At 38.1% G+C, this 12,483-nt stretch carries 11 protein-coding genes and 4 riboswitches; of the genes, 10 read left to right on the top strand and 1 reads right to left on the bottom strand.

The features are described 5' to 3' along the window. Positions 1-76 precede the first annotated feature (76 nt). The 6 genes from MHH70_RS02775 to ribE (MHH70_RS02750) all read left to right on the top strand — a co-directional run bounded on the left by MHH70_RS02775 (position 77) and on the right by ribE (MHH70_RS02750) (position 5,914). Complete coding sequence (locus tag MHH70_RS02775) at positions 77-727, top strand: FMN-binding negative transcriptional regulator (RefSeq protein ID WP_342472488.1); 651 nt, start codon at positions 77-79, stop codon at positions 725-727. 272 nt (positions 728-999) lie between these two features. Beyond that, positions 1,000-1,542: an NADPH-dependent FMN reductase gene (locus tag MHH70_RS02770; protein WP_235616022.1), complete on the top strand. Its 543-nt coding sequence runs from the start codon at positions 1,000-1,002 to the stop codon at positions 1,540-1,542. Between the two features lie 196 nt (positions 1,543-1,738). Further along, a riboswitch (FMN riboswitch) is annotated at positions 1,739-1,856 on the top strand. Between the two features lie 82 nt (positions 1,857-1,938). After that, a riboswitch (FMN riboswitch) is annotated at positions 1,939-2,056 on the top strand. 82 nt (positions 2,057-2,138) lie between these two features. Next, a riboswitch (FMN riboswitch) is annotated at positions 2,139-2,257 on the top strand. A gap of 83 nt (positions 2,258-2,340) precedes the next feature. Further along, a riboswitch (FMN riboswitch) is annotated at positions 2,341-2,458 on the top strand. Between the two features lie 99 nt (positions 2,459-2,557). Beyond that, positions 2,558-3,589, top strand: coding sequence for a bifunctional diaminohydroxyphosphoribosylaminopyrimidine deaminase/5-amino-6-(5-phosphoribosylamino)uracil reductase RibD (ribD, locus tag MHH70_RS02765; RefSeq protein WP_342472487.1), 1,032 nt, complete (start codon positions 2,558-2,560; stop codon positions 3,587-3,589). A gap of 9 nt (positions 3,590-3,598) precedes the next feature. Continuing rightward, on the top strand, positions 3,599-4,231 hold the full coding sequence (gene ribE, locus MHH70_RS02760; RefSeq protein ID WP_342472486.1) for a riboflavin synthase: 633 nt from the start codon (positions 3,599-3,601) through the stop codon (positions 4,229-4,231). 15 nt (positions 4,232-4,246) lie between these two features. Continuing rightward, positions 4,247-5,434 (top strand): bifunctional 3,4-dihydroxy-2-butanone-4-phosphate synthase/GTP cyclohydrolase II, encoded by a 1,188-nt coding sequence (locus MHH70_RS02755; RefSeq protein ID WP_342472485.1) that lies wholly within the window; start codon positions 4,247-4,249, stop codon positions 5,432-5,434. A 15-nt stretch (positions 5,435-5,449) separates the two neighbouring features. Further along, a complete protein-coding gene (ribE, locus tag MHH70_RS02750) occupies positions 5,450-5,914 on the top strand; it encodes a 6,7-dimethyl-8-ribityllumazine synthase (protein WP_107942714.1) in 465 nt (154 codons plus the stop codon). Between the two features lie 118 nt (positions 5,915-6,032). Here ribE (MHH70_RS02750) and MHH70_RS02745 read toward each other — a convergent pair whose 3' ends face one another. Then, positions 6,033-6,563 (bottom strand): GNAT family protein, encoded by a 531-nt coding sequence (locus tag MHH70_RS02745; protein ID WP_107942715.1) that lies wholly within the window; start codon positions 6,561-6,563, stop codon positions 6,033-6,035. A gap of 353 nt (positions 6,564-6,916) precedes the next feature. Here MHH70_RS02745 and MHH70_RS02740 point away from each other — a divergent pair, with 353 nt between their 5' ends. From MHH70_RS02740 to MHH70_RS02725, 4 genes are all read left to right on the top strand, one after another. Then, entirely contained in the window at positions 6,917-8,725 is a 1,809-nt protein-coding gene (locus MHH70_RS02740; protein ID WP_107942716.1) for a dynamin family protein, read from the top strand. Positions 8,726-8,786: 61 nt separating this feature from the next. After that, on the top strand, positions 8,787-9,908 hold the full coding sequence (gene yfkAB / locus MHH70_RS02735; protein WP_066163178.1) for a radical SAM/CxCxxxxC motif protein YfkAB: 1,122 nt from the start codon (positions 8,787-8,789) through the stop codon (positions 9,906-9,908). 33 nt (positions 9,909-9,941) lie between these two features. After that, positions 9,942-10,334, top strand: coding sequence for a nucleoside deaminase (locus tag MHH70_RS02730; protein ID WP_107942717.1), 393 nt, complete (start codon positions 9,942-9,944; stop codon positions 10,332-10,334). A gap of 516 nt (positions 10,335-10,850) precedes the next feature. Beyond that, positions 10,851-12,293 (top strand): MDR family MFS transporter, encoded by a 1,443-nt coding sequence (locus MHH70_RS02725; protein WP_066163176.1) that lies wholly within the window; start codon positions 10,851-10,853, stop codon positions 12,291-12,293. Positions 12,294-12,483: the final 190 nt, after the last annotated feature.

Here is a 12,483-nt window from a genome sequence, read left to right as displayed (position 1 = left end):
ACCTTTTTTTATGTCAGTGAACAATGTATGATTTTTTTAATAGCTTAGATTAAATAGATAAAGGGGATAATAAAGCATGTTTATACCAAAGTATTATAAGGTTACGGATTTTAAAGAAATTACAAATTTTATTAATGAAAATTCATTTGGAACTTTAGTTACAATAAAAAATGAAATACCAATAGCGACACATATTCCTTTATTGCTAAATCAGGAAGGGGAAGATTATTTTATTACTGGCCATATGGCTTATGGAAATCCCGCGTGGAGAACTTTTGAAGCATGCAAGGAAGTGCTTGTTATGTTCCAAGGGCCTCATGCGTATATTTCTTCCTCTTGGTATGGACATGAAAATGTTCCTACTTGGAATTACCAAGCGGTCCATGTATATGGAAAGGCGAGTATTTTAGACAAAGAAGAGCTAGTACAGGACTTAACATTATTGCTTGAAAAATACGAGGCTAATCGAGAAAATCCGATTTTATGGGATACACTTTCCCCTGAGTTATTAGCAGCTGAACTTAAAGGGATTGTTGGCTTTAAAATTAAAATAAGAGAAGTTCAAGCTTCGTATAAAATGAGCCAGAATCGCAATGAAGTGGATTATCGAAATATTGTAGCGCAACTACAAAATGAGCCGAACGCTGATTCACACCGTATGGCAGAAGCAATGAAGAAAAGAGAGGAATTTAGAGGCAATAAAAATGCTGCTCAGAAAGAACAGTGAAAACTAATATGTCATATAGGGGCTGTCAGAAAAGGAATACCCTTTCTGACAGCCCCTACTCAATGTAAGTTTTTTGAATATAAAAAGTGAATTTGGGGAAAATAGAATAGGTATAATTTTTTAACTTCTATCAGCACTATTTTTGTGCTAATAGCAAAGTGGCATGTATAGGAAGTACGCTCACTGTTATAGGGTCTTTTGACGTAGGAGAGGCGTTGTTTATCGGGTTTTTAGCCAAATTTTTCGTTTCAAAACATGAGGAGGAGCAAGCAATGACAGCATTAAATATTGGTATTATTATTGGTTCAACACGTGAAGGACGTGTAAGCCCACAGGTAGCACAATGGGTAAAGGAAATTGCAAATCAACGAAATGATGCAAACTATACAGTAATCGATATTGCTAATTACAAATTGCCTTTATTAGGTGAGCCGGGGCAGGATGCATCTGGGGCAAAGGGCTGGTCAGAAATTATTGCAAAACAAGATGGGTTTGTATTTATCGTTCAAGAGTACAATCATTCTATTACAGGCGCTTTGAAAAATGCGATTGATTATTTAAGAGTAGAATGGAATAACAAGGCAGCAGGAATTGTCTCCTATGGCTCTGTAGGTGGTGCTCGTGCTGCGGAGCATTTGCGCGGTATTATGGGAGAGCTGTTAGTAGCAGATGTGCGTGTTCATCCAGCTCTTTCATTATTTACAGATTTCGAAAACGGAACAGATTTCAAACCGAAAGATGTTCAGGCAGATTCAGTAAATCAGATGTTAGACCAATTAATTTCATGGTCAAAAGCATTATCTACAATTCGGTAGGTCTGCTATGAGGGGAACGTTAGCGTAATACATTGCTGTTTTTTGAAATATAATCTTTTTATAGAGAAGCGCATGCATTTTCTTCGACTAAAAACATTTTTTAAATCTTTCTTTTAATATTTCATAAAATAAAAAACGTTTCTTTTGATAGACTAGATTTTTTGCATTATTGCTGTATAATTAAAGCCAACATAAATATCACCTTCGGGGTCGGGTGCAAATCCCAATCGGCGGTATAGCCCGCGAGCTTTATTAAGCAGGATTCGGTGAAATTCCGAAGCCGACAGTAACAGTCTGGATGAGAGAAGGTAGGCAAAAAAGCGACATTCGTGTGGCTTTATTTGAAGATGCCTTTTAACGACCCCACATTTCAAAGTGGGGTCTTTTTAATTGAATAAATTCCTTCGGGGTCGGGTGCAAGTCCCAATCGGCGGTATAGCCCGCGAGCTTTATGAAGCAGGATTCGGTGAAATTCCGAAGCCGACAGTAATAGTCTGGATGAGAGAAGGTAGGCAAAAAAGCGACATTCGTGTGGCTTTATTTGAAGATGCCTTTTAACGACCCCGCATTTCAAAGTGGGGTCTTTTTAATTGAATAAATTCCTTCGGGGTCGGGTGCAAGTCCCAATCGGCGGTATAGCCCGCGAGCTTTTTTTAAGCAGGATTCGGTGAAATTCCGGAGCCGACAGTAATAGTCTGGATGAGAGAAGGTAGGCAAAAAAAGCGACATTCGTGTGGCTTTTTTTGAAGATGCCTCTTAACGACCCCACATTTCTAAGTGAGGTCTTTTTAATTGAATAAATACCTTCGGGGTCGGGTGCAAGTCCCAATCGGCGGTATAGCCCGCGAGCTTTATGAAGCAGGATTCGGTGAAATTCCGGAGCCGACAGTAATAGTCTGGATGAGAGAAGGTAGGCGAAAAAAATTAGCTATGGTGCTAGTTTATTTAGTGACGCCTTCTTCGTAAAAGCCCCCTATTTAAGGGGGCTTTTTATTTTTCAAAGGGAGGTGACTGAATGAGTGACGAACAAGTTATGCAATTTGCTTTGAGCTTGGCAAAATCAGGTAGTAATCAAACTTCTCCTAATCCACTTGTTGGGTGTGTTATTACAAAAAATGAGGAGATTATAGGTTTTGGTGCTCATCTTAAATTCGGAGAGGCACACGCGGAAATTAATGCCTTAAAAATTGCAGGTGAGAGAGCGGAGGGTTCGAAGGTTTACGTTACACTTGAGCCATGTAGCCATGTTGGGCAAACAGGTCCATGTGTTGAGGCACTAATTAGAGCGCAGGTTGCACATGTTTTTATTGCGACGCTGGATCCGAACCCACTTGTAGCTGGACGGGGAGTTCGAAGGTTGGAGGAGGCGGGCATTACGGTAAGTATAGGATTATGTGAAGAAGAGGCAAAAGCATTAAATGAAGCATTTTTTTATTATATTTCACATCGTTTACCTTACGTTACATTAAAGCAAGCCATTTCGTTGGACGGTAAAATTACTGCTGAGATAGGGAAGCAAACTGCAATCACGGGTAGGCTTGTTCAAAAGGATGTGCATTATACAAGGTCAACACATGATGCTATTTTAGTAGGCTCAAATACGATTTGCATTGATGACCCAAGCTTAACGAATCGTTGTAGTACCTCAAACAAACAACCGATTCGAATTGTTATTGATCGTGATGGAAAAGTACCAAATTCAGCGAAAGTTTTTAATGATAAAACGGCTCTAACTTGGCTTTTTACAACAAAATCTCGTAAATTAGCAGGTGTTCGTACGTTTGTGATAGAGGATTGTTCCTTGCGAAATGTATTAAGAAAGCTAGCAGATGAAGGGATTATGACTTTATATGTTGAGGCTGGCTGTAAAATGGCGGATGCCTTTTTACAACAGCAATTCGTACAAAAAATGATTATATACATTGCGCCTAAGCTATTAGGAACAAATGCGCTTTCAATGACAACAATTGCTTTGCAAGAAGCGTTTACTTTTACTAAAGTTGAAAAAATTGGTGAAGATATTAAATTAACGATGATGATGAAATGAGGTGTACAGTTGTTTACTGGAATTATTGAAGAGCTTGGTACGATTGAGAAAATGGCAAAAGGGCAGGAATCAATCGCTCTTACAATTGGCGCTAAAAAAGTTATAGTAGATTTGAAAGTTGGCGATAGCATTGCTGTAAATGGAGTATGTTTAACTGTAACAAGCTTTACAAATACGAAATTCACGACAGATGTTATGCCTGAGACGGTCCATGCAACCTCACTATCGCAATTGCAAATAGGTTCCGTTGTTAACTTAGAGCGTGCTATGGCTGCTAATGGGCGTTTTGGGGGGCATTTCGTATCGGGGCATATTGATGAGGTAGGGACTATTTTACGTAAACGTTCGTTCGCGAATGCAGTTTATTTTAATATAAAAACATCTCATGAATCAACTGCACTTTGTATACCACGTGGGTCAATCGCAATTGATGGTATTAGTTTAACAATATTTGATTTACAAAAAGAAATGGTTACGATTTCGATTATTCCACATACATTTAATCAGACAACACTTGGATTTAAACGTGAAGGTGACCTAGTCAATATAGAAACAGATTTATTAGGAAAATACATTGCCAAGCAGCTACAAACAAAATCAACAACGTTAACGGAGGATTTTTTACAACAAAATGGATTTTAAAGGCGGGATAATATTATGTTTAATACGATAGAAGAGGCAATTGCTGACTTAAAGCAGGGGAAAGTGATTATTGTTGTAGATGATGAGAATCGTGAGAATGAAGGCGATTTTGTTGCATTAGCTGAATATGCCACGCCCGATGTGGTTAATTTTATGGCAACGTATGGAAAAGGGTTAATTTGTACACCGATTGATTTACAAATAGCGCAAACTCTTCAGCTTGAGCCAATGGTTACAAATAATACGGATAAGCATCAAACGGCATTTACTGTAAGTATTGATTATATTGATACTACAACAGGAATTAGTGCTTTTCAAAGAGCATTAACTATCGAAAAAATGCTTGATGATAAGGCGGAGCCACAGCACTTCCGTCGTCCGGGGCATGTTTTTCCTTTAATCGCAAAAAAGAATGGGGTACTCGAAAGACCTGGACATACAGAGGCAGCGGTAGATTTAGCAATACTTAGTGAAAGTAAAAAGGCTGCGGTTATCTGTGAAATAATGAATGAGGATGGCACGATGGCTCGTCTACCCCAATTAAAAAAAATGGCCTTAGATTTTAATATGAAGCTTATTACGATAGAAAGCTTAATTCAATACCGTCTTAAAAAAGAGCTAATTATCTCACGTGAAGCAGCAATTCAACTGCCATCACATTATGGTGATTTTACAATGATTGGCTATGCTAATCCAATTGATTTTAAGGAGCATGTTGCTGTTGTTAAAGGGGATTTGTCCAATGTAGAAGCACCGCTAATACGTGTTCACTCTGAATGTTTAACAGGCGATATTTTTAATTCAAAACGCTGTGATTGCGGAGCTCAGTTACAACAGGCACTTGCTAAAATCGAGCAGGAAGGAGTAGGGGCCATCCTTTATATGCGGCAAGAGGGGCGAGGAATAGGGTTATTAAATAAATTAAAAGCATACGAATTACAAGAAAAAGGCTTTGACACAGTAGAAGCTAATGAAATGCTTGGCTTTGCTTGTGAACTACGCAATTACAGTTTATGTGCGCAAATGCTAATAGAATTGGGGGTAACACAAATTCGTTTATTAACGAATAATCCAGATAAAGTAGCGCAGCTGGAGCGATACGGTATAAAAGTAGTAGAACGTGTACCCCTTATTACGGGGTCAGTAGAAGAAAATGCTAATTATCTAAATACAAAAAAAGAGAAGATGGCACATTTATTATAAAAGGAGGAATTATTGATGGTAAAAACATTTGAAGCACAGCTTGTAGGTACAGGATTAAAGATAGGTATTGTTGTTGGACGCTTTAACGAATTTATTAATGATAAACTATTAGCCGGTGCAATTGACGGTTTAAAACGCCATGGCGTAGAGGAAGATGCTATTGATGTGGCTTGGGTACCGGGAGCGTTTGAAGTACCCTTTATAGCAAAAAAGATGGCAGAATCTCAAAAATATGATGCTGTCATCGGACTTGGTACAGTTATTCGTGGAGCTACAACGCACTATGATTACGTTTGCAACGAGTCCGCAAAAGGAATTGCTAGTGTAGGTCTGCAAACGGGTGTTCCAACTATTTTTGGAATTGTTACAACCGAAACAATCGAACAAGCAATTGAGAGAGCTGGAACGAAAGCTGGTAATAAAGGCTATGATGCTGCAGTTGCTGCAATTGAGATGGCTAATTTATCAAAAATGTTTTAAGCTGGGATAACTTCAATATGTAAGCGTTGTGTCTCTAATTCTCTGAATTACCAAGCGGTAAGGCTGTCTAAAAAGTAAGTTAGGACACTACTTTTTAGACAGCCTAATAAATTTCATTTTAATCTGTTTTTAAGAGCGAGTAAATATTGATGTCTATAAAGCTTGCTTTAGATTTTTCGTATTGTCTAAGCGTTCCTTCAAATGTGAAATTAAGTTTTTGTAGTACTTTGATTGAATTGGCATTGCTAGGCTCTACCTTTGCTTCGATTCTGTTCAACCCTAAGTTTTCAAAAGCATAATGAACCAATGCTTTAATACCTTCAGGAGCATAACCCATGCCCCAATAGGCTTTAGCAATATCATAACCGATTTCTGCTTTCGAGTTTTCGAAGTCTATTGAATTAAATCCGCAAGTACCAATTATTTCATGGGATTTAATTTCAATCATACTGAAGCGAATTGCTTTATTAGCCTGAGCTAAATTTTCTAGGAGCTCAATCATTTCTTTTGCTTGTGTTTCGTCTGTGAAATTAGAAATGTTCATAAATTTAGTTACATCCGGGTCAGACCAAATTTTAAATAAGCTGTGTGAGTCTGAAACTTGCATTCTTCTTAAATGCAGTCTTTTGGTGTTTAATTCTTTTATCAATACTTTTACCTCCAATATTTTTTATAGGTTGAATAAAAAATATTGTCATCCGCGCATAGTTCAGTCCCTTCAAATTGGAATAATTGTATTATAGCAAAAAATAAAATTTTTTTTAGCCTTTAATTAAAATTGCTTTTGCTGCATTCTTTTTAAGCTGGCAAACAATGAATGATTATCAAAATTTGTACATTTATGCGTATTGTCCTACTAAAATTTTATTATTATCATTTACGTGGTTCATATTTAGGTCTTTTTGCTTTTCATCTTTAAGCAAATTAGACTTATCATTAAAAGTAGCCATAAATAATAGTAACTAGAGGGGCTACGTCACCGCACTAAAAAGAGATGGGAGAGTGGAGCGAAATATGGAAACAAATTCATTACATCAACTTATTGAGCGCATGAAGCCACTGCATGTTATGTTAGAACAAAATACATATATAACTGATACAACGAAGCGCCTAAAGCTAATTATTGAGGACGCTCGCGAGAAAGAAGCATTGCTTTTTTTAGGAAAAGAGCGTGTTGGAAAGACGACACTTATTAATGCTTTATTAGGGAGAGAATTACTGTCTGTAAGTACGAAAAATCCAACTAGTGTTAATACATTGATTAAGTACGGTGAGCGTGAATGTGTCAAGGCATATTTTTATGATGGCATGATTGCGACATTCGATATTGATAAAATCCAGCTACTAACAACAGGCGACACTTTTAGTGCTCAAATTATTCGAGAGCATTTAGATTATATTGAAGTTTATATTCAGCATGAGTTATTGCAGCATGCAACAATTGTGGATACGGTTGCGTTGCAAGTAGGCGCGGATAATACTGCTTATTTTTCCAACGTCATGTTGGAGCGGGTGCAAGAAGTATTTTGGGTATTGCGCAATGGCTCTGCTGCAACCTTAGATGAATATAATTTATTAGTTAAAATGAATGAACAAAATATAAAGCCATACTTTATTGTTAATGCTGTCGATGAGCGTGCGGCGACCACTAGCAATTTTATGAAAGAGGAGCTAGCGCGATACGGAGAGCTGTGTAAGGAAATGCTTAGTGTTTCTGCTTTGCAGGCAATTGAGGCGAAAAAAACGAATAATACACAGCTTCTTATTGATTCAAATATTACACAGCTTGCTCAACTAGTGAAAGAGGTTGCTCACAATCCTGCAAAAAAAATGCAGCATACGGCAGAGCGCTTTAGTAGATGGTTAACTCGATTGTATAGTGAATTCGCAATGATTCCAGAGCGGGAGCCTTATTTATCTGCATTTGAAAGCATAAAGAAATACGTAGAGGAAGCGAATGTAGAGTTTTCATTGCAACAGCGAGATATGGCGATTTTAGCTGAATTTGAAGAGGAGTACAAGCAAGCTAGTCAAGTGTTAAAATCAGTCCAAACTTTATATCAGTTATTACAAGTTTTAGCAACTGAATTGTATTTACGTGATGACAGGATTGAACAATTTGAGGGGCAGGCTATTGCTTATCAAGAGGCGGTTCGTGATTATCGAAAATGCCATGCAGAATATGCGCAGTTACTTGCACAGGTCGATAAGCAATTTGAAAAAACATACAGTGTACCTCTTGTAGAAGGGCTGCATAACGCTAATAGTCTAACTGATTATTTTACAGAGCAGATTGGCCGACTTGATGAGCTACAGCAGCAATGTGCCACGCTATTTGAAATAATTAAAGAAAAGGAAAAGGATATTTTCCGTCAATTATACACAGTGCAAAATCATATTACTGCACTAGCAGGTGGGCGATTACAAGCAATTTTGCAGCAAGTGAATGATTTAAGCAGGCAACAGCTAAGAGAGCGCACATTTATGCAGTCCTATTCCGATAAATTAAATGAATTTACTTGCATTGTTGAGGCACAAAACTTTGTGCGCGATGCGATTCGTCCATTTTTACAGAGCGAGGATATTTTGCTATCAGCAGAGCAGCTTGAAAGCACACTAGCAACAATTGATGCCATTGCGGCACTATCATTACCTCATCAGCAGCTTAACGAGCAAATGCCAACATTATTGAATGAGCATACAATTATAAAATGTGATTTTGATTCAAAGTATAAATTGCAGCCATTGCATTTAACGGAGGCGGATGTCGTATCAGCGGAGCTACCAGAGCTTCCCGAAAAACTACTATAAGGCGTAATTGATAAACTCCCTAAACTATGCGAAAATCGTATATGTAGAAAGGGAGTTTTTTATGAATACATTGTATAAACCTCATGATCAATGGGAGAGTTATCATGATATTGATCGCTATGGCAAATTAACCTTATCAAATATTGAGTTCACAACGACGAACTTATGCAATATGCGCTGTGCTCATTGTGCTGTTGGCTACACGCTACAAACAAAGGAAGCACCTGCAATTCCTAGTGAGATTATTATTAAACAACTTGACCGTGTTGAAACACTACGTGTGATGAGCTTTACAGGTGGTGAACCTCTTTTAACAAAACGAGGCATTCGAGATAATTTATTACCGCTTCTAAAATATGCCAAAAACCGCGGCATCAAAACGCAAATCAATTCTAATTTAACATTACCGATGTCGCATTATGAGCTAGTAGCACCTTATTTGGATGTGATGCACATTTCACATAATTGGTGCGATGAAAAGGAATTTGTAGAAACAGGCTTTGCGATGATGCAACAAAAGCCACCTGTTGAAAAAAGAGCCGAGCTATATCGTAATATTTTTGATAATGCCCGTGAATTATCAAAGGGCGGGTTATTCGTATCAGCAGAAACGATGCTAAATCGCAATACATTACCATTTATCGAGAAAATTCATGATGAAGTGGCAAATGAAATGCTTTGTAAGCGCCACGAAATACATCCAATGTATGCAAGCGATTTTGCAAGCGCACTCGATGTGATTAATTTGAATGAGTACCGGGCTGCAGTCAATCAAATTCTAGATTTCCGCAATGAAGATATTTGGATTTTATTTGGCACATTGCCGTTTTATCCATGTAGTACAGATGAGCTTGACCAAGCTTTGCTGGCACGTATCCGCAATGCGTCAAATATTACGATTCGTAATGATGTAGACGGTCGTTCACGTATGAATTTGAACATTTTCACAGGTGATGTATCGGTATCAGACTTTGCTGATGATGGCTCCGCATTAGGCAATATTCAAACTGCCTCATTGGAAGATATTTATGAGAAATGGCTAAGCACGAATATTTCATCCAGTATTAATTGCCATTGCCCAGCAGTAAAATGCTTAGGGCCAAATATTATTGTAAAAAATATGTACTATCCAACAAAAGAATTTACAAGTGGAACAGTGCGAGCTGTAGGTGTTGGTCACTAATAAATTTCAACGCTATTGAAGGGAGAGAATTGTATGCATGAAAAATTTATGGCACAAGCGATTCAGCTTGCAGAAGACAATGCCGCACAAGGCAAGCAACCTTATGGGGCGGTGCTTGTCAAGGATGGAGAAGTAATTGCAGTAGGGGTAAATGAGGTAGAAGCAACATTTGATCCGACAGCACATGCAGAAACATTGGCAGTGAAGGAGGCTTGCCAAAAGCTAAAAACATTCGACTTATCGGGCTATATTATGTATGCGAGCGGAGAGCCTTGCCCAATGTGTCTTGGTACAATGTACTTAACAAATATTTCAGAAGTATATTATGCAACTCCTTGCGTTCCAGGTGGCCTATCTGCCGCTATTTATGAGGAGCTAAAGCTTCCCCAAGCAAAGCGGACAATGATGCAAATTCGTAAGCTATAGGGCTAAGAGGCAAGTCGCACATAGCTAGTTTTTGACCACCAATTTAGCTTATTGAAATAGAGAAGACTAGGCGCTGTCCAATGGAGTTGTCCGAAAAGTCCATTTTGTTTTTCCACCGCATTGAAATGAATGTTTTCATTGCTTCCCTTTTACTGAAGGATAACACTGCTAAAGCCAATGTTCATCCCATTTTTAAAAGAGGCGTTTTCTGTTTATATGAATCTCCATTTTGCGAAACATCATCGCTACTATCCAAAATGCCGGCTATGCACGGCTTTTTGGACAGCCCCTCGGACAGTAGCGATAGTGTTGTAGCAAAAAGAAAGAAATAAAAAACCTTACCGTCAATACACTGTCAAAACAAAGATTTCCTTTTTAGTTTACGAAAGCTGGAAATCCGCATATACATCCTGCAATGTAAAAAATCGCTGTTAGCGTTTTTTTTTTATCTTTCCTCTTTCATTTTCTCCTTAAAATTGTTAATGTATGACATGCAGGAAAGGTAAAGGTGACAAAATGAATAAAGTATTTATCGCATTGCTACTCGTAACAGCATTAGCGGCAATTGAAGGAACAATTGTTAGTACAGCCATTCCGAGTATAACCGCTGATTTATTAGGCGTTGATTTAATAAGTTGGATTTATTCTGCCTATTTATTAGCTTCAGCAATTGCAGCAATTATATTTGGTAAGCTGGCCGATTTATTTGGACGTAAACGAATGATTATTATCGGTATTATTATTTTCTTAGTTGGCTCCATTTTATGTGGGTTAGCGCAAACGATGGAGCAATTAATTGTTTTCCGCGCCGTTCAAGGGATTGGGGCTGGCTCCATTTTACCAATTACATTAACGATGGTTGGGGAGTTATTTAAAACGGAAAAAGAGCGCGCTAAAGGGCAAAGCTATTTAAGCATGGTATGGGGCGTATCTGGGGTTATCGGTCCTTTATGTGGAGGCTTTATCGTCGATCAAGTTTCATGGCATTTTATTTTCTTCATCAATGTGCCGTTTGGGTTAGCTTCTATTTATTTAATTGCCAAGCATTACAGTGAGCAATTGGAGGTAGTGAAGCGGAAAATTGATTATTTAGGTGCTGTCTTATTTACAATTGGGATGGTTGCGCTTTTATATGTGATTATCGACAACAGTAAAACGCAGGCTTGGTTCGAGAGTAGCTCACTTATTATGTATGCAGTAGCACTTGGATTTTTAGCCGCTTTTATAAGAGTGGAGTTGAAGGCAGAGGAGCCAATCATTCCATTAACATTGTTTAAAAATGGGCGTTTAATGGTTATTAACGGTTTAACGCTCTGTGCGATGTCAATTGTGATTGGAGTTACAGTATATATTCCGATATTCGCCCAAAGTGTACTCGGTAAAAATGCCACACAGGCTGGTTTATTATTAACGCCGATGTCAATATTCTGGACCGTCAATTCGATTATGGCAGGTCATTTAATCGGGCGCTTAACGAATAAACGTATTATCCAAATGGGAACGATATTGCTTACTATTGGTACAATATTACTTGCCAGATTAACTGCCGGCTCTAGCGATTTGAGCGTTTATATCGGCTCCTCATTAGTCGGACTTGGGATGGGCTTTATTATGCCTATGCTAATGATTTCCATTCAAAAAGTGGCTGATCCGAGGCAGCTTGGTACATCAATTGGATTGAATTCCTTTACAAATACATTTAGCCAAGCTATCGGTGCAGCTTTTTTCGGGATGATTTTTAACCTGATTACAAGTGATAAGATGGCCTCGTTAGGAAAAGGGGAAATTCAATTAAATGGTGAATTTGCAAAGGGCGGCTTTAGTGCAGATGAAGTTAGCTTTTTACAGCAAACAATTGCTGGGGGGGTTAGCTATATTTATATAGCGGCTCTATTATTCGCCGTATGCGCATTTATTTTCTCGTTCTTTATTGCGACAAAGTCAAAAATGCGGATTTAAAATAAAGGCTGTTCAGAAAATGTATTATTTTTCTGGCAGCCATTTTTAATTTCTTTCAGTAATTTTTTCTGAGACGGGTAACCGCAGGAGCACATTGTTTTCGTACCGATAGCAAGGAGACAGGTATAGAACCCCCTCCCTCATATAGATGACAAGACCTCTAATAAATGCATACGGTGAAAGAAAATCC

It is taken from the genome of Metasolibacillus sp. FSL H7-0170 (assembly GCF_038593115.1).
GTDB lineage: Bacteria > Bacillota > Bacilli > Bacillales_A > Planococcaceae > Metasolibacillus > Metasolibacillus fluoroglycofenilyticus.
Note: the sequence above shows the minus strand (reverse complement) of the source record. Positions and strands in the feature narration are given on the sequence as shown.